At 63.3% G+C, this 17,832-nt stretch carries 16 protein-coding genes and 1 tRNA gene; 5 read left to right on the top strand and 12 right to left on the bottom strand.

Annotation, left to right across the window (positions count from 1 at the left end; all coding sequences use genetic code 11):
* Positions 1-12: 12 nt before the first annotated feature.
* Positions 13-1,002: a sulfonate ABC transporter substrate-binding protein gene (locus J3489_RS16480; protein WP_206999725.1), complete on the top strand. Its 990-nt coding sequence runs from the start codon at positions 13-15 to the stop codon at positions 1,000-1,002.
* Positions 1,003-1,012: 10 nt separating this feature from the next.
* Here the strand turns inward: J3489_RS16480 and J3489_RS16475 are convergent, their stop codons facing one another.
* From J3489_RS16475 to J3489_RS16465, 3 genes are all read right to left on the bottom strand, one after another.
* Positions 1,013-1,303, bottom strand: a complete 291-nt coding sequence (locus J3489_RS16475; RefSeq protein ID WP_206999722.1) for a hypothetical protein — start codon at positions 1,301-1,303, stop codon at positions 1,013-1,015.
* 164 nt (positions 1,304-1,467) lie between these two features.
* Positions 1,468-3,006, bottom strand: a complete 1,539-nt coding sequence (locus tag J3489_RS16470) for a glycosyltransferase family 2 protein (RefSeq protein WP_206999720.1) — start codon at positions 3,004-3,006, stop codon at positions 1,468-1,470.
* A complete protein-coding gene (locus J3489_RS16465) occupies positions 3,003-3,530 on the bottom strand; it encodes a cytochrome b (protein ID WP_374193459.1) in 528 nt (175 codons plus the stop codon). The genes J3489_RS16470 and J3489_RS16465 overlap by 4 nt, the downstream gene beginning before the upstream one ends.
* Positions 3,531-4,050: 520 nt before the next feature.
* Here J3489_RS16465 and J3489_RS16460 point away from each other — a divergent pair.
* Complete coding sequence (locus tag J3489_RS16460) at positions 4,051-4,617, top strand: phasin family protein (protein WP_206999716.1); 567 nt, start codon at positions 4,051-4,053, stop codon at positions 4,615-4,617.
* A 490-nt stretch (positions 4,618-5,107) separates the two neighbouring features.
* On the opposite strand, the gene J3489_RS16455 is transcribed toward J3489_RS16460, so the two are convergent.
* Positions 5,108-5,184: transfer RNA gene (locus J3489_RS16455), tRNA-Pro, on the bottom strand.
* Positions 5,185-5,327: 143 nt separating this feature from the next.
* Here J3489_RS16455 and J3489_RS16450 point away from each other — a divergent pair.
* Together J3489_RS16450 and J3489_RS16445 are read left to right on the top strand one after the other, a co-directional pair.
* Positions 5,328-5,786, top strand: coding sequence for a SixA phosphatase family protein (locus J3489_RS16450; protein ID WP_206999715.1), 459 nt, complete (start codon positions 5,328-5,330; stop codon positions 5,784-5,786).
* A 121-nt stretch (positions 5,787-5,907) separates the two neighbouring features.
* Entirely contained in the window at positions 5,908-6,726 is an 819-nt protein-coding gene (locus J3489_RS16445; protein ID WP_206999713.1) for a GNAT family N-acetyltransferase, read from the top strand.
* Between the two features lie 89 nt (positions 6,727-6,815).
* Here the strand turns inward: J3489_RS16445 and J3489_RS16440 are convergent, their stop codons facing one another.
* Positions 6,816-8,405: a Ppx/GppA phosphatase family protein gene (locus J3489_RS16440; protein WP_374193456.1), complete on the bottom strand. Its 1,590-nt coding sequence runs from the start codon at positions 8,403-8,405 to the stop codon at positions 6,816-6,818.
* Between the two features lie 142 nt (positions 8,406-8,547).
* Between J3489_RS16440 and ppk1 the strand changes: the two genes are divergently transcribed.
* Positions 8,548-10,668, top strand: a complete 2,121-nt coding sequence (gene ppk1 / locus J3489_RS16435; protein ID WP_309491378.1) for a polyphosphate kinase 1 — start codon at positions 8,548-8,550, stop codon at positions 10,666-10,668.
* 95 nt (positions 10,669-10,763) lie between these two features.
* Here ppk1 and phoR read toward each other — a convergent pair whose 3' ends face one another.
* The 7 genes from phoR to pstS form a co-directional block, all read right to left on the bottom strand.
* On the bottom strand, positions 10,764-12,077 hold the full coding sequence (gene phoR / locus J3489_RS16430; protein ID WP_206999708.1) for a phosphate regulon sensor histidine kinase PhoR: 1,314 nt from the start codon (positions 12,075-12,077) through the stop codon (positions 10,764-10,766).
* Positions 12,078-12,202: 125 nt separating this feature from the next.
* Entirely contained in the window at positions 12,203-12,904 is a 702-nt protein-coding gene (gene phoB, locus J3489_RS16425; protein ID WP_137333025.1) for a phosphate regulon transcriptional regulator PhoB, read from the bottom strand.
* Between the two features lie 17 nt (positions 12,905-12,921).
* Positions 12,922-13,626, bottom strand: a complete 705-nt coding sequence (gene phoU / locus J3489_RS16420; RefSeq protein ID WP_206999706.1) for a phosphate signaling complex protein PhoU — start codon at positions 13,624-13,626, stop codon at positions 12,922-12,924.
* 28 nt (positions 13,627-13,654) lie between these two features.
* A complete protein-coding gene (gene pstB, locus J3489_RS16415) occupies positions 13,655-14,503 on the bottom strand; it encodes a phosphate ABC transporter ATP-binding protein PstB (RefSeq protein ID WP_206999704.1) in 849 nt (282 codons plus the stop codon).
* 15 nt (positions 14,504-14,518) lie between these two features.
* On the bottom strand, positions 14,519-15,415 hold the full coding sequence (gene pstA / locus J3489_RS16410) for a phosphate ABC transporter permease PstA (RefSeq protein WP_206999702.1): 897 nt from the start codon (positions 15,413-15,415) through the stop codon (positions 14,519-14,521).
* Positions 15,412-16,398, bottom strand: a complete 987-nt coding sequence (gene pstC / locus J3489_RS16405; protein ID WP_206999701.1) for a phosphate ABC transporter permease PstC — start codon at positions 16,396-16,398, stop codon at positions 15,412-15,414. The genes pstA and pstC overlap by 4 nt, the downstream gene beginning before the upstream one ends.
* Before the next feature lie 141 nt (positions 16,399-16,539).
* Positions 16,540-17,571 (bottom strand): phosphate ABC transporter substrate-binding protein PstS, encoded by a 1,032-nt coding sequence (gene pstS / locus J3489_RS16400; RefSeq protein WP_206999700.1) that lies wholly within the window; start codon positions 17,569-17,571, stop codon positions 16,540-16,542.
* Positions 17,572-17,832: the final 261 nt, after the last annotated feature.

Raw genomic sequence — 17,832 nt, 5'->3', positions numbered from 1 at the left:
GACCACCGAGCCATGAAACACGACACCCCCTCAAATCTCGAGCGGCGCGCCTTGCTCAAAGCGTCCTTGGCGGCTGCGGCCGGCACGCTGATCGCGGGCGCCGGCGCGCTCGCGCCACTCGCCGCCCGCGCCGACGGCAGCGCCAAAGTGCTGCGCGTCGGCTATCAGAAGTACGGCGCGCTGATCCTGCTGAAGGCCCGCGGCACGCTCGAAAAACGGCTCGCGCCGCTCGGCGTCACGGTCGAGTGGCGAGAATTTCCGGCCGGGCCGCAATTGCTCGAAGGGCTGAACGCCGGCGCGATCGATGTGGGCACCGTGGGCGAAACGCCGCCGATCTTCGCGCAAGCGGGCGGTGTCAATTTCGTCTACATCGGCAACGAGCCGCCCGCACCCGCGGCCGAGGCGATCGTCGTCCCGCACGACTCGCCGCTCAAGACCGTCGCCGATCTGCGCGGCAAGCGCGTAGCGCTCAACCGCGGCTCGAACGTCCATTTCCTGCTCGTGCGCGCGCTCGAGAAAGCGGGCCTCAAGTACACCGATATCCAGCCGAACTACCTCACGCCGTCCGACGCGCGCGCGGCGTTCACGCAGGGAGGCATCGATGCGTGGGTGATCTGGGACCCGTATTTCGCGGCCATCCAGCGCCAGGAAAACGCGCGCGTGCTGACCGACGGCACCGGGCTCGTGAAGAATCTGCAGTTCTACGTCGCCACGCGCAGCTACGCGGGCTCGCAGCCGGCGATCTTGAATGCGCTGCTCGACGAAATTGCGGCGCTCGACGCGTGGGGCGCGCAGCATCTCCCCGACGTCTCGGCGTTATTGGCGGGACAAACCGGGTTGGACAACGCGACGGTCGACCTGGCGGTCAAGCGCACGATGTTCGGCGCGACCCGCATCACCGATGCGACGCTCGCCTACCAGCAGCAGATCGCCGACGCGTTCAACGAACTCAAGCTGATTCCGAAACCGTTGACCGTGACCGAGGCGCGCTGGAAGGTGTGAAGGCGGCAGCTCACTCTTGCTGCCAGCGCGGCACGCACTCGAAGCGCAAATCGGCCTCGCGCTGACTGAATCCGCGCACGCCGAAAGTGCCGATATCGACTTCGTGCATTGCCTTGTCCTGCTGGGCGCAGAACTCCGTTGCCGGACCGATGCTCGCGTTCATCAGATGGCGCCAGGAGACCAACGGATTGCTCGTCTTCGAGACCACCGTGTAGCGCTCGCGGGCCTCTCGCTGGATCGGGGAAACGCTGGTACACCCGTACAGCAGCAGGGCAACGGACAGCGCGGTATAGGTCTTCATCGGCTAAGGACGGTTGGATTTCGGCGATTCTGTCGTGCGGCTTGCGATTGTGCAAGCGGTTAGGCGACGGCTTCGGACGCCGCGGCGCCCGTTGGGAACCCAAGGTTATCTATGCGTCCGCCGATTCCAATCCAGAGGACAAGCCCCAATCTCGCGCGCCTGAATCACGGCGCGCCCACGCCTCCCCGGTCGCTCGCGACGAGTCCCGTGCGCTGCTGCGCCCCCCAGCTCCGGCGTCCGCTCAGAAAATGCAGCCAGCCGAGCGCCGCGCCCGTGTGCCGCAGCAACTGGAAGCTGAACGGCTCGGCGAGTGCCGCCAGAATCGCCATCGACAAATGCGAGCCTTGACGATTGGCCGTCCAGCGCCGGTACAGATGCACGGACCAGAGATGAAACGCGAGGTCCGCCACGATCTTCGCGAGGATGACGCCCGATACCGACAGCGCGATCCCGAGCCGCCCCGTGAAGAGAAACATCAGCAGCAGAACGAATGCGGTCAGCCCGTAGATCGGCTGCAGCGTATCGAATGCCTTCACCGGCATCATCAGCAAGCCCAGCGCACCGTAGCGGCGATTGCCGGTGATGTCGCGATTCCAGTACTGAGTCTGCAGGAATCCCGCGAACCAGCGGCGCCGCTGACGCAGGAAGCTCGCGAGCGTGCCCGGCGCGTCGGTATGCGCGCGCGCATCGCCGATCACACGCACGCGCCAGGTCTCGCCGTGCTCGACCGCATAGCGGCGCAAGCGATGGATCAGCTCGTAGTCTTCGACGAGACACTCCGGATCGAAACCGCCGACCGTCAGAAGCGCATCGCGCCGGAAGCACGCGAACGCGCCCGACACCAGCAGCAGACTGTCCGCACGCATCCACGCAAAGCGCGAAATGGAGTTGCGGATGTACTCGTAGGTCTGGAACCACTGGAAGAAGCGGCCGGCGGCATCCTTCGCGCACAGCGGCGTGAGAATGCCGGTCGCCGCGACCAGCTCCCGTTCGGCGGCGAACGCGCGGAACATGGCGGCGCACGCGTCCGGCTCGACGCGCGTGTCGGCGTCGACCGTCAGCACGACATCCGTGTCGAGCGCAGTGATCGCCGCGTTCAAAGCGCACGCCTTGCCCGCATGCGGCACGCGCAGCCAGCGCAACGACGGGAACCGCGAGCTCGGCTCGCTGAGCTGCCCTTCTGCCGGCTCGATCAAACCGTATTCGCCCGTGAGCAATGCCGCGGTGCCGTCGGTCGAACCGTCGTCCGCGATCACGATTTGCGCCGGCGCCGCTGTTTGTTCGAGCAGGCCCTCGAGCGTCACCGGCAACACCGCCGCCTCGTTGTAGGCGGCCACGACGACGCCGAGCGCAGGCAACGCCGGCGGATCGGTCGGTGTGCCGGTTCGCGGCTTCAGCAACGGCAAGGTCTTGAACGTGACGAAGGCCAGGAGCAGCGTATCGTAGATTACATACGCGATGCCGACCGACCACGCGACCACGCCATGCAGCATGAACGCGCGCACAAAGAGCGTGATCCAGAGGACGAACACGCCGCCGTGAATCAGCACGCTGGCAAGCGGCGTGCCGCGCGGGGACACGCGCGGCGACACGCGCGCAAACGCGTCGTCGAGCGCGTTGCGCTCGGCGCACGCCGGCTGCCGGCGATGCGCGCGCGGGCGCTGCCGCTTCGGCGCAAAGGCCGGATGCGTGGGCGAGCTCATGGCAGCATCCGGCGCAAAACAGATTCGCGGTCGATCAGCTCATGCTTGAGCGCGCCGCCGATATGCAGCGCGAGCACCGCGTACAGCCCATATCCGAAGCAGGTGTGCAGGGCGCCGAGCACGTCGTGCATGTGCTCCTTGAAAGCCGGCTCGAGGTTCATCACGAAGCCGATGCGCGGCCACGGCACGAGGTGGAAAAGCGTCATCGGATGCGTTGCCGCGTCCTTCCAAGCCGAATCGTGCAGCCAGCCCGAAAGGGGCAGGCCGATCATCAACACATACAGCAGCAGATGCGCGGCGTGCGCGCTCGCGCGTTCCCACGACGGAAACGCCTTCGGCAACGGCGGCGGCCGGTGCGCGACGCGCCAGAGGATGCGCAGCAGCACGAGCCCGAGCACGGTGATGCCGATCGACTTGTGCGTGTCGATCACAGGGCGAATCCAATCGTCGGGCAGGAAGTCGACCGAGAGACCGAGCGCGACGTTGCAGAGGATTCCCGCCGCGATCACCCAGTGAAGAATCATGGCCGTGCGGCTGTAGCGAATGAGCGGCTCGGCATGATGCGGCGAACCTGTTTGGTATTTTGTAACGTCGGCTGGCGTAGTCATCGGTGGCGTGCTGTGTTTTGGGTTCTTTGGAGATCAACGTACGTCGCGGCAACGTATCGGCGATATCGATGGGCACCGGCGGCCGCGCCCGTACACCGAGAACGCGGGGACCGCATAGTTTATTCCCATGTTGGTCGGCGAGCAGACCGTCAAGGAGATCGCCACCAAGGCGGGAATGCGAAACCGGGCAAGGATCGGAGCTCGCGCCCCCAAAAAAGTACCGCCGAATGTCACACATACTTCATAAGACATTGTTTTACTGATAAATTATCGATTTTGTGCAGCGCACAAAAAAATCCTTGACACAGCGCTTTGCTGACCTAGAATGACGATGGTTGCTGCAACGCACAATGATTCGCCGCATCAGCAATAGCCACTTCCAACGTCAATTCAACGAGGTCCACACCGGGTGGGCCCGTCCATCAGGAGCGCAGACATGAACCTGCTCACGCCCGAGCAATTTGCCGCAGCCCAAAAGGCCACCCTCGAGACCCTCTTCGGCCTGACGAACAAGGCTTTTGACGGTATCGAAAAGCTGACCGAACTGAATCTGCAAGTCGTGAAGTCGACGCTCGCGGAAGGCCAGGAAAACGCACAACGCGCGCTGTCGGCCAAGGACGCGCAGGAAATCCTCGCGCTGCAAGCCAGCATCGTGCAGCCGGCAGCGGAAAAGGTCCTGTCGTACGGCCGTCATCTGTATGAGATCGCGTCGGCGACGCAAGCCGAGTTCGCGCGCGCCGTCGAAGCGCAATACGAAGATCAGAACCGCAAGGTTCAAGCGCTCGTCGACAACGTCGCGAAGAACGCGCCGGCCGGCTCGGAAACCGCTGTCGCCGTGATGAAGGCCGCGATCACCGCCGCCAACACCACGTACGAAACGGTTCAGAAGGCCGCGAAGCAAGCCGTCGAAATCGCCGAAAGCAACTTCAACGCCGCTACGACGGCTGCGACGAAGGCTGCCGAACAAGCCTCGCGCGCAAGCAAGAAGGCCGCTGCGGTTTAAGTACCGGGCGCGCCGCTGCAAAGAGCGCGATCTCCTGCAGCGGTGCGGCCAGCGAGAAGCGCCGCGCAGTCGTCCCTTCAGGTGGATGGCTGCGCGGTCCAACGCTCCGATACGTTCAGCAGCGTATCGTTTGCCCGGCGAACGCCGGGAATTTTTTTGTCGACCAGAGTTAGTGCTTCAGCTGTCGGTCGGAGTTAGTGCTTCAGCACTTACTCGAGTCCCATGCAGAGCGGTTTCTGCACGCCGCCTTCCACGAATCCTTTCGCCCGCGCATCGTCTGAACGTACTGGCGGCCGGAAAGAGATGTCCCCAGCGCCATTCGAGCGCGTGGTCTGCGCTGATCAAGAACGTTCCGATGGGTCCTCGCGCCGACGATCCCTCGGCGCCTGAACCGAAACTGCGCAAATCGAATTTGCCTTGAAAGGCCCTACACGAATTCCAGAAAAGCAAAAGCCCGGCCATTGAGACCGGGCTACATGCTTGATTCCATTGGTCGGAGCGATAGGATTCGAACCTACGACCCTCTGATCCCAAATCAGATGCGCTACCAGGCTGCGCTACGCTCCGACGAATCCGAGATACTAGCGCGAATGCGTCTCCTCGGTCAATCGCGAATTCCGCCTTCACTGCCCGCTCAACGGCCGATATAGTCTCTGCCCATCACCTGGGCGCAGACAAAGACGCCCTTCGCCCCCCTTCCGGAGCCGACCATGAACCTCATCCTATGGCGCCACGCCGAAGCCGAAGACACCGCATCGAGCGACCTCGCCCGCCAGCTCACCCCACGCGGGCGCAAGCAGGCGCTGACGGTCGCCAAATGGCTGCGCAAGCGCCTCGAGCCGGATGCCGTGATCCTGGTCAGCCCGGCTGCGCGCACCGTGCAAACGGTCGAGCCTCTGACCGACCAGTACCGCGTCGTAAAGGAAATCGCCCCGGGCGCCAGCGTGCCGGACGTGCTCGAAGCCGCCGCGTGGCCCGACGGCATCGCGCCGACGGTCGTCATCGTCGGCCATCAGCCCACCCTCGCACGCGTCGCGTCGTTCCTGGTAACGGGCCAGGAAACCGATTGGACCATCAAGAAAGGCGGCCTCTGGTGGCTCTACAAGCGCGAGCGCAACGGCGACGACCAAGTGATCGTACGTGCTGTCATATCTTCCGACCTTGCGTGAAACGGGTGTGTCGGTATGACAACTTGTCATCCCATAGACACGGATTTGCCACGCAAAAGTCATCCCCGGTTACTACATTGGCGGGAACGTTGCATCCGACCAATCTCGATCAGGAAGCCTCATGCGAGAACTGCCGACGCCTGACCTGCCCCTCGCTTCGATCCCCGTCGATTCCCGCCGCCGTCTGCCCCGCGCGGAAGAGACGGTCACCGCGCAGCACCGCCTGCAAGTGGCCTGGGCGCGTACCGAAGAGGAGCTTCGCGAAGCACAGCGGCTGCGCTACCGCGTCTTCGCCGATGAAATGGGCGCGCAAGTGGCCGGCCCTGCCGGCCTCGACGTCGACTCCTTCGACACCTACTGCGACCACCTGCTGGTGCGCGATCTCGACACGCTCAAAGTGGTCGGCACGTATCGCGTGCTGCCGCCGCACGAGGCTGCCCGTATCGGCCGCCTCTACGCGGAAGGCGAATTCGACCTGTCTCGCTTGACGCACCTGCGCTCGAAGATGGTGGAAGTGGGCCGCTCGTGCGTGCACCCGGACTACCGCAGCGGCTCGGTGATCATGTCGCTGTGGGGCGGTCTCGGCGCTTACATGACGCAAAACGGCTACGAAACGATGCTCGGCTGCGCGAGCGTGCCGATGGCCGACGGCGGCCACTTCGCAGCGAACCTGTACTGCTCGCTGCGTGACCAGTCGCTTACGGCGCCGGAATACCGCGCGTTCCCGCACACGCCGCTGCCGGTCGACGAACTGCGGACCGGCGCGCAAGTCGCACCGCCGCTACTGATCAAGGGCTACCTGCGACTCGGCGCGAAGATTTGCGGCGCGCCGGCCTGGGACCCCGACTTCAACTGCGCTGATTTCCTGACGCTGTTCCGTTTGTCGGACATCAACGCGCGCTACGCCCGCCACTTCCTCGGCGACGCACTGCCGCGCTAACGCCGTCCTGTGCAGCGTTGCATGGGACAAAAAAGCCCGGTTGCTTCAACGCAACCGGGCTTTTCCTTTCGATATCGAGCAACGTCGCTTTATTGGTCGTCCGTGTAAACCACGCGATACGGAATGCCAACCTTTTCCCACTCGGCGGCCTCCTGAATCAAGCTGTAGTCGGTCAGCGGATTGTTCGCTACCCACTCGTTCGGCACCCGAACCTCATAGCCGCCGTTCGCCTGCGCGACGAGAATGCCGGGCAGCCCGACGTCGGTGCGCCGCCGGCACAGCAACGCGGCGAGCCGCAGACAGAACAGCAACCGCCATTCGACGTCGCGAGATTGCGACAGCTTGCCGAGCTTGCCCGCGTGGCCCAGCACGAGCGCGGCCAGACGCGCCTGATCGGTGCGAGAGAAGCCGGGCATATCCGCATTGCTCGCGATGTAAGCCGAATGCTTGTGATACGAGCTATGCGAAATCGACAGTCCGATTTCATGCAGCGCGGCGGCCCAACTGACGAACATCCGGTTTTCCTCGGCGACTTCCGCGTCCGGCTCCTTCAACTGATCGTAGAAGCCAATCGCAAGATCGCGGATGCGGTCGGCCTGCGGACGATCGATGCCGTAGCGCCGCATAAAGCCTTCGACCGTGACTGCACGCATGTCCTCGTGCTGCGAGCGTCCGAGCAAGTCGTACAGGACGCCGAGGCGCAACGCGCCGTCGGTGGTATCGACATAGTCGACGCCGAGTTCTTCGAACACCGCCAGCATGATCGACAGACCGCCCGCCAGCACCGGCACGCGATCCGGTTTCAGCGCGACGAGCTTCAGCCGATTGACGTTCTCGGCCTTGATGAGCGCGCGTTTGAGCCGCTCGAGCCCGCCGCGCGAGATGCCGTGCGTGATGCCCGGGTCGTTGAAGCCGTTCGCCTCGACCAGTTCGGCAAGCGCCCGCGCCGTGCCCGACGAGCCGATCGCCTGATCCCAGCCGGTCTGCTTGTACTCGCGCGAGATGATCTCAATCTCGCGCGTGGCGGCGAGTTCGGCCTGCCGCATCGTGTACTCGTCGACGTTGCCCGCCGGAAAGAAAGCACGGCTGTGGCTCACACAGCCGATATAGAGGCTCTCCATGATGAGCGGCGTGTAGTGCGAGCCGATGATGAATTCGGTCGAGCCGCCGCCGATGTCGACGACGAGCCGCTTGCCCGAGATCGCGGGCACCGAATGCGCGGCGCCCGCGTAAATCAGGCGCGCCTCTTCGCGCCCCGCGATCACTTCGATCGGGAAACCGAGCGCCGCTTCGGCTTCGACTAGAAATTCACGCGCGTTTTTTGCCACGCGCAGCGTATTGGTGGCGACCGCCCGAACGTGGTCCGGATGAAAATCGCGCAGGCGTTCGCCGAAGCGCTTGAGTGCGTCCCATGCGCGCACTTGCGACGCGCGGTCGAGCAGCTTGTCCGCCGACAATCCTGCCGCGAGCCGGACCGGTTCGCGCAAGGCGTCGACTTGATAGATTTGACTGCCGGCTGGTGTCTCCTCGACGCGCCCGACGATAAGCCGGAAGCTGTTCGAGCCGAGATCGACGGAGGCCAGAAGATGTGGTGTTGTAACCATCGGGTAACGAGGCTCCGTTCGCGAACGCGGCTTCGCCCGTGACATTGGGGCAGCAGCGCGGTTCAAAGACGCCATTTTAAGCATAGTGCCCCCACAGTGCCATTCGTTACGAACCATGAGCCCGCGCACGCCGAATACCCGTCTCCCGGTCTCAAATTAGATGAAATACCGCGTAAAATTGATGACAACGAGTACGTCACGAGCCTGTCACCAAATTGTGAGAATTTCCGAGCGCCCTTTCGAAGCCCCCACCGAACCGTCCTACACCCCGCAGATGGCCCAACGCTACCCGCTTTTGAACCGCGAATTGGGCATTCTGGGTTTCAACGAGCGCGTGCTTGCACAAGCGGCCGATCCGTCGGTCCCGCTCCTCGAACGGCTGCGCTTCATCTGCATCACGAGCAGCAACCTCGACGAATTCTTCGAAGTCCGCATGGCGGGGCTGCAGGAGCAGATGCGCGACAATCCCGGCACGCTGTCGCCGGACGGCATGTCGCTCCAGCATGTGTATGACCTCGTCGTCGAACGCGCGCAAAAGCTGGTGCACCGCCAGTACACGATGCTGCACGACACGGTGCTTTCCGCGCTCGAACAGGAAGGCATCTACTTCCACGGCACCGACATGTGGAACGAGGCGCAGACCGCATGGGCGCGCCAGTACTTCTTCAACGAGCTGCTGCCGGTGCTGACGCCGATCGGCCTCGACCCCGCGCACCCTTTTCCGCGAGTACTGAACAAGAGCCTGAACTTCGCGATCGAGCTCGAAGGCAAGGACGCCTTCGGCCGCCAGGCGGTGATGGGCATCGTGCAGGCCCCGCGCGCGCTGCCGCGCCTCGTGCGCATGCCGCAGGAGCTGTCGGGCTTCGCGCACGGCTTCGTGCTGCTGAGCTCGCTGATGCAGCGCTTCGTCAACGAGCTGTTCCCGAACCTCGTCGTGCGAAGCTGCAACCAGTTCCGCATCACGCGCAACAGCGAGCTGTTCGTCGACGAGGACGAAATCACGAACCTGCGCGTCGCGCTGCAGGGCGAACTGCCCGCGCGCCATCTCGGCAATGCGGTACGGCTCGAAGTCTCGGCGGAAACGCCGCTCTATCTCGTGAAGCGGCTGCTCGACGAGAGCGGGCTCAGCGAGAAGGACTGCTATCGCGTCGATGGTCCGGTGAATCTCGTGCGCTTGATGCAATTGCCCGAGATGGTCGACCGGCCGGACCTGAAATTCGTCCCGCATATTCCGGCGATTCCGTCGTCGATCGCCAATTCGGCGAACCTGTTCGATGCGATCGATCGGGGCGACATCCTGCTGCATCATCCGTACGAGAGCTTCCAGCCGGTGCTCGAAATGCTGCTGCAGGCGGCGAAAGACCCGAACGTCGTGGCGATCAAGCAGACGATCTACCGCACCGGCACCGATTCGCCGCTGATGGATGCGCTCATGCAGGCGGCCCGCAACGGCAAGGAAGTGACGGTCGTCGTGGAGCTGCTCGCGCGCTTCGACGAGGAAACCAACATCAACTGGGCCGCGCAGCTCGAAGCAGTGGGTGCGCATGTGGTGTACGGCGTCGTCGGCCACAAGTGCCACGCGAAGATGATGCTGGTCGTGCGGCGCGTGACGGCCGGCGGCAAGTCGGTGCTCAAGCGCTACGCGCACCTCGGCACCGGCAATTACCATCCGCGCACCGCGCGTCTTTACACCGACTACGGCCTGATGACCGCCGACCAGAAAATCTGCGAAGACGTGCATCACGTTTTCCAGCAGTTGACCGGCATCGGCGGCGAGCTCTCGCTGAACGAGCTGTGGCAGTCGCCGTTCACGCTGCATCCGCGGCTCGTCGACGCGATTCGCGCTGAAAGCGAGAACGCGCGCGCCGGCAAGAAAGCGCGCATCGTCGCGAAGATGAATGCGCTGCTCGAACCGACGGTCATCGCAGAGCTATATGAAGCGTCGCAGGCGGGCGTGAAGATCGATCTGATCGTGCGCGGCGTGTGCTCGCTGCAGCCGGGTGTGGCCGGGCTGTCGGAGAACATCTCCGTGCGCTCGATCGTCGGGCGCTTCCTCGAGCATCACCGGATCTTCTATTTCTACGCAGACGGTGCCGAGAACGTCTATCTATCGAGCGCCGATTGGATGGACCGCAACTTCTTCCGCCGCGTCGAAGTCGCGTTTCCGATCAAGAACCGGCGCCTGAAGCGCCGCGTGATCGCCGAAGGCCTGTCGGCGTTCCTCGGCGACAATCAATGCGCGTGGATCATGCAAAGCGACGGACACTATCGGCGCCGTCGGCCCGGCAAGTCGATACGCAACGCGCAGCTCAACCTGCTCGCCAAATTCTGTTCGTAGTTGGGATTGCGCCGCGCTTGGCCTTGGGTCGCGCCGGTGGTCCGTGCAGTCGCTCAGGCTTCCGACGGGCGGACCGCCAGTGTTTCGCGTGACGCTTACGCGTGCGTCGCCTGATGACGCATCGAGCGCTGCGCCGGAAAGCGCACCGTGAACGTGCTCCCGCGCCCTTCTTCGCTCTTCACGTCGAGCACCGCGTCGTGGCGCTGCAGCACGTGCTTGACGATCGCGAGCCCCAGCCCGGTCCCGCCCGTGTCGCGTGAACGGCTCCGGTCGACGCGATAGAACCGCTCCGTCAGGCGCGGAATGTCCGCGGCCGGAATGCCGAAACCGCTGTCCGTCACCGAAAAAACCGCGCTGTGGCCGCTCATCCGCCAGTCGACGTGGATCGTGCCGCCGTCCGGCGTATAGCGGATCGCGTTCGTCACCAGATTACCGAGCGCGCTGAGGATTTCCGTCTCGACGCCCTTGACCGTCAACGTCTCGTCGACATCGAACGCGATCCGGTGCCGGTCGCCGGAGAGGGTTGCCGCATCCTCGCGCAGATGCCGCACCACCGATCCCATGTCGATTACGTGATCGCTCGGCGGCTTGTTGTCGCCTTCGAGCTTCGCGAGCACGAGCAAGTCGTCGACGATATGCCGCATGCGCGACGCCTGCTGTTCCATCAGCTCCAGATAGCGCGTGCGCTCTTCCTCGCCGAGCGGCAACTCGCGCATGGTCTCCAGAAAACCTGACAGCACCGTGAGCGGCGTCTTCAATTCATGCGACACGTTCGCGACGAAGTCGCGCCGCATCGAATCGGTACGCTCGAGCTCGGTGATGTCCTGCGACAGCACGAGCTTGCGGTTCTCGCCGTACGGAAACACCTGCACCGAGAGCACGTTCTGGCGCTTGTCACCCATGCCTCGCATGATGAGCATTTCTTCGTAGCGCTGCGAGTTCAGATAGCGGATGAACTCCGGACGGCGCACGAGATGCGTGACGTGCTGTCGCAAGTCGCGTTTTGCATCGAGGCCGAAGTGCTGCTCCGAAATCGCGTTGCACCACTCGATCTGATCGTGATCGTCGAGCATAGCGACGCCGTTCGGCGACGCCTGAATCGCCTGTATGAAACGCGAGTGCTGCTGCTCGACTTGCCGCACTTGCGCGTGCCAGCGCTTCGCGAGCTTGTGCAGCCGGTAGTAGATCTCGCCCCAGACGCCCGGCGCGCTCGGCACTTCGCCGTACACGGGCGCATCGAGCAGGCGCCAGAGGCGCTGCGTGTGATAGAGCGCAAAGACACCCTGAGCGACGAGCACGACAACCGCGAATATCAACGCCGTCTTGACGCCGGCAAATGCGCCGAGCGCCACGCACAGAACAGCAAGCAGCACGAGCGACACAATCGAGCGCGCCCAAATGATGTTCATGTGTGTAGAAATCCTGCGTTCAAGAGGAGGACGCACGCCGCGACAGAACATCACGGCGGATGAAGCTGAAGCCGCCGGCTCGACGCTGACCGACGGTAGAAACCAACGCGTTCTGCAGCGGCCGCTTAAGCGCTCTTCGCAAGCCGGTAGCCGCTGCCGCGCACCGTTTCAATCATAGCATCGCAGCCTGCGGGCTTGAGCGCCGCGCGCAGTCGCTTGATGTGCACGTCGACGGTGCGCTCCTCGACGAACACATGATCGCCCCACACCTGATCGAGCAATTGCGTGCGGCTGTGCACGCGCTCGGGATGGGTCATGAAGAAATGCAGCAGACGGAATTCGGTCGGGCCGAGATCGAGCTTGATCTCGCTGCCTTCTGCGTGGGCGGCGACGCGGTGCGTCGCCGGATCGAGCTTCAGGCCGTTGATTGCGACCACGTCCTCAGTGAGCTGCGGCGCACGGCGGCGCAGCACCGCCTTGATGCGCGCCATCAGCTCCTTCGGCGAGAACGGCTTCGTCACGTAGTCGTCGGCGCCGATCTCGAGGCCGAGCACCTTGTCCTGCTCATCGCCGCGCGCGGTCAACATGATGATCGGGATGTGCTTCGTGCGCTCGTTGTTGCGCAGATCGCGGGCGAACGCGATGCCTGACTTGCCCGGCAACATCCAGTCGAGCAGGACGAGATCGGGCAGCACATCGCTGATCAGGGTCTGCGCCTGCTCGGCGTTGTACGCGCGAATCGCGCAATGTCCCGCGTGCTGAAGATTGACCGAAATCAGCTCGGAAATCGCGGGTTCATCTTCAATGACGAGAATGCTGCTGGGCATCGGCACCTCTGGACCTTTTAGCTGAGAGCTTCGCGCTCGAGCGCGTCGCGCGACTTGTGCCGCACGTCCGTGCCCTTCACGATATAGATGATGAATTCGGCGATGTTCTTCGCGTGATCGCCGATCCGCTCGATCGCCTTCGCGATGAACAGGAACTCGAGGCCCGCCGAAATCGTGCGCGGGTCTTCCATCATGTAGGTGACGAGCTTGCGCACGAACGCGCGGAATTCCTCGTCGATCGCTTTGTCGTCGCGCACGATCTGCGCGGCGGCAACGGTGTCGAGACGCGCGAACGCATCGAGTGCGCGACGCAGGATCGACACGGCCATGTCGCCCGACAGCTTGATCTCGGCGATGTTCACCGTGCGCGACGCGCCGTCTTCCATCAGGCGCTTCACGCGCTTGGCGATCTTCTCGGCTTCGTCGCCGGCGCGCTCGAGATTGGTGATCGTCTTCGAAATCGCGAGCAAGAGGCGCAGGTCGCGCGCAGCGGGCTGGCGGCGCGCGATGATGTTGCTGCACTCCTCATCGATCTCGATTTCCATCGAGTTCACGCGCTCTTCCGCCGCGATCACCTGGTCGGCCACGTCGGCGTCGAAGTTGTTGAGGGCTTGCATCGCGTGGGTGATCTGCGCCTCGATGAGGCCGCCCATTTCGAGCACCTTCGACGAGACGAGGTTCAGATCGGCGTCGAATTGGCTCGACAGGTGTTTATCGGACATGATGAGCTCCCGCGGTCTTAGTTTTGCCTCAGCCGAAGCGGCCGGTAATGTAATCCTCGGTTTCCTTGCGGACCGGCTTGATAAAGATCTTCTCCGTATCGCCGAATTCGATCAGTTCACCCAGGTACATATAGGCAGTGTAGTCCGAACAACGCGCGGCCTGCTGCATGTTGTGCGTCACGATCACGACCGTGTAGTCGCTCTTCAGCTCCGCGATCAGCTCTTCGATGCGGCCCGTCGAGATCGGGTCGAGCGCCGAGCACGGCTCATCGAGCAGCAGCACTTCCGGACGGATCGCAATGCCGCGCGCGATGCACAGGCGCTGCTGCTGGCCGCCCGAGAGGCCGTAGCCGCTCTGGCTGAGCTTGTCCCTCACTTCGTTCCAGAGCGCCGCTTTCGTCAGCGCCCACTCGACGCGATCGTCCATCTCCGAGCGCGGCAGCGTCTCGAACATCTTCACGCCGAACGCGATGTTGTCGTAGATCGACATCGGGAACGGCGTCGGCTTCTGGAACACCATGCCGATGCGCGCGCGCAAAAGCGAGATGTCGCGCTTGGCCGTGAGCAGGTTTTCGCCGTCCATCATGATCTCGCCCTCGGCCCGCTGTTCCGGGTAGAGCGCATACATCTTGTTGAACGTGCGCAAGAGCGTGGACTTGCCGCAGCCCGACGGGCCGATGAACGCCGTCACCTTCCCTTCGGGAACGCGCAGATTGATGTTCTTCAGCGCGTGGTACTTGCCGTAGAAGAAGTTGAGGTTGTTGACCTCGATCTTCGGCGTGATCGGCGCGAGCGGACGGCCGTTCGTCGCGGAGTCGAAACCGGCCGGCGCCGAGGCGCGTTCGATGGGGTTCAGGTGGCTCTCTGCCATATTCATCGGATTGCTCCGCCGTTACTTGTTCGAAAACATGGCGCGCGCGAGGATGTTCAAGCCCAGCACGCCCAATGTAATGAGGAACACACCCGCCCACGCGAGCGACTGCCACTGCGCAAACGGACTCATTGCGAATTTGTAGATCGTGACCGGCAGGTTAGCGATCGGCTGATTCATGTTCAGCGAGAAGAACTGATTCGACAGCGCAGTGAAGAGCAGCGGCGCAGTTTCGCCGGCGATGCGCGCGACCGCGAGCAGCACGCCCGTCACGATGCCGCCCACCGACGCCTTCAGCGTGATCGACAGAATCATCTTCCACTTCGGCGTGCCGAGCGCGAACGCCGCTTCGCGCAGCGCGTTAGGCACGAGCTTCAGCATGTTCTCGGTCGTGCGGATGACGATCGGGATTTGCAGCAGCGCGAGCGCGATGACACCGGCCCAGCCGCTGAAATTGCCCATGCTCGCGACGACGATCGCATACACGAACAGGCCGACGACGATCGAAGGCGCCGACAGCAGGATGTCGTTGATGAAGCGCGTGATTTGCGCGAGCCAGCCCTTCTGCCCGTACTCGGCCAGATAGACGCCGGCAAGGATGCCGATCGGCGTGCCGATGAACGTCGCGAGCACCACGAGCATCAGGCTGCCGACGATCGCGTTCGCGAGACCGCCGCCATCGGTGTTCGGGGGCGGCGTCGACTGCGTGAACAGCTCGACCGACAAACCGCCGATACCGAGGCGCAGCGTCGTATAGAGAATCCAGACGAGCCAGAGGAGGCCGAAGGCCATCGCCGCGAGCGACAGCGTGAGCGCGACCGCGTTGGTCGCACGGCGCCGCCTTTGCAGGCGGTCGCGCACCGCCTCGAGTTGTTCGGGGCTTGCCGAACCCGGCATCTTCATGGACGACTGGCTCATTTCGTGCCCTCACTCTTTTCGAGGCGCAGAAGCATCATCTTCGAGATCGCCAGCACGATGAACGTAATCACGAACAGGATCAGACCAAGCTCCATGAGCGCAGACGTATGCAGGCCGGGGCTCGCTTCCGCGAACTCGTTCGCGAGCGCCGACGTGATGCTGTTGCCGGGCGAGAACAGCGACACGTTGTCGAGCAGGTTCGTGTTGCCGATCACGAACGTGACGGCCATCGTCTCGCCGAGCGCGCGGCCGAGGCCGAGCATGATGCCGCCGATCACGCCGGTTTTCGTGAACGGCAGCACGATCTTCCACATCACTTCCCAGGTCGTGCAACCGATTCCGTACGCCGACTCTTTCAGCAGCACCGGCGTCACTTCGAAGACGTCGCGCATCACCGAGGCGATGTACGGAATGATCATGATCGCGAGAATCACGCCTGCGGACAGAATGCCGATGCCGATCGGGGGGCCCTGGAAGAGCGCACCCAAAAACGGAATCGGACCGAGCACGTCGCCGATCGGTTTCTCGAAGTACTGCGCGAAGATCGGCGCGAACACGAGCAGACCCCACATGCCGTACACGATCGACGGAATCGCCGCGAGCAGTTCGATCGCGATGCCGAGCGGACGGCGCAGCCAGGCGGGAGAGAGTTCGGTCAAGAAGAGCGCAATGCCGAAGCTGACGGGCACCGCGATGATGAGTGCAATGATCGACGTGGCAATCGTGCCGTAGATGGGCACGAGCGCGCCGTAGGTGTCGCTGGGCGGATCCCAGTCGGACGTCCACAGGAACGCGAGCCCGAATTTGTGGATGGTCGGCAGCGACGCGACGATCAGCGACACAATAATGCCGCCGAGCAGCAGTAAGGTCACGATCGCAGAAAGACGCGTAAGGCCGCCGAAGATGATGTCGCCGGCAGGGCTTGGCGCGCGCTGCGTCCCCTGGCTGGCGGGCGGCGACGACGCGAGGTTAATGTCGGACATTTGACCTGTTTCCTGAAGCCGCGCGTCACGTGCCGCGCGACCGATACCGCAAGCCGCCCAGCCTCGAGCGAGGTCTGGGCGGCGGATCACCCTGTGCCGCAACGCCGGTGCAGCGGGCGAAGCGGCTGGCCGAAAGCCTTATTACTCAGCAACTGCCTTGCCCGAAGCGTCCTTGACCTTCGCCTTCCATTGCGAGCGGATTTCCGACACGACCGACTCTGGCAGCGAGATGTAGTCGAGATTGTCCGCGGCTTGCGTGCCGTTCTTGAACGCCCAGTCGAAGAACTTCAGCGTTTCCGTGCCTTGGGCCGGCTTATCCTGCGTCGTGTGCAGCAGCACGAACGTCGCGCCGACGACCGGCCATGCGTCCTTGCCCGGCTCGTTCGTCAGGATCTGGTAGAACGACTTCTTCCAGTCCGCACCAGCAGCGGCGGCCTTGAAGGTTGGCGTGTCCGGCTGAACCACGGCGCCAGACTCGTTCTTCATAGCCGTGTAGATCATATGGTTCTGCTTCGCGTACGCCCACTCCACATAGCCGATCGCGCCCGGCAGACGCTGCACGAAGGCCGCCACGCCGTCATTGCCCTTGCCGCCGGTGCCCGTCGGCCAACTGACGGTCGTGCCTTCGCCGACCTTGCTCTTCCACTCGGGGTTCACCTTCGACAGGTAGTTCGTCCAAATGAACGACGTGCCCGAACCGTCGGCGCGGCGGACCACGGCGATGTCGAGGTCAGGCAGCTTCACTTTCGGGTTCAGCGCGACGATGGCCGGATCGTTCCACTTCTTGATCTTGCCGAGGTAGATGTCGCCGAGCACTTCGCCCGAGAGCACAATTTCGCCGGCCTTCACGCCCGGAACGTTGATCGCCGGCACGACGCCGCCGACCACCGTCGGGAACTGGAACAGGCCATCCTTCGCCAGTTCGTCGTCCTTCAGCGGTGCGTCCGAGCCTGCGAAGTCAACGGTCTTCGCGTTGATTTGCTTGATGCCGCCCGACGAACCGATGCCTTGGTAGTTGACCTTGCCGCCACCGGACTTCTGGTAGGCGTCGGCCCACTTCGTGTAGATCGGTGCTGCAAAGGTGCTGCCCGCGCCGGTGATGTCGGTGGCTTGCGCTGCGATCGCGAAGAGCGCGCTAGCCAAGCCAGCGAACGCGGTTTGCATCAATTTCATGGGACAACCTCCAGGTGGTGTGAGCGGTAATTTGCGACACCGCGAAGGTTAGGGCCTCACTGTGACAGTAACGTGACTATCGATGAAGAATCCATGACAGAAACATTACCGACATGAAAGGAAATTAGCCGATGTTGGGCTTATGTAAGGCGAAGTTAACCCCTGTCTGTAGAGACTAGATGAAAAATCGCCTGACGGGAAATGTGGCAGCCCCGATGACGGAAATCTGTAAGGCCAAGGTTTTGTCCGTTTGCGCAGTGA

The sequence above is a fragment of the Trinickia mobilis genome (genome assembly GCF_017315705.1).
GTDB lineage: Bacteria > Pseudomonadota > Gammaproteobacteria > Burkholderiales > Burkholderiaceae > Trinickia_A > Trinickia_A mobilis.
Note: the sequence above shows the minus strand (reverse complement) of the source record. Positions and strands in the feature narration are given on the sequence as shown.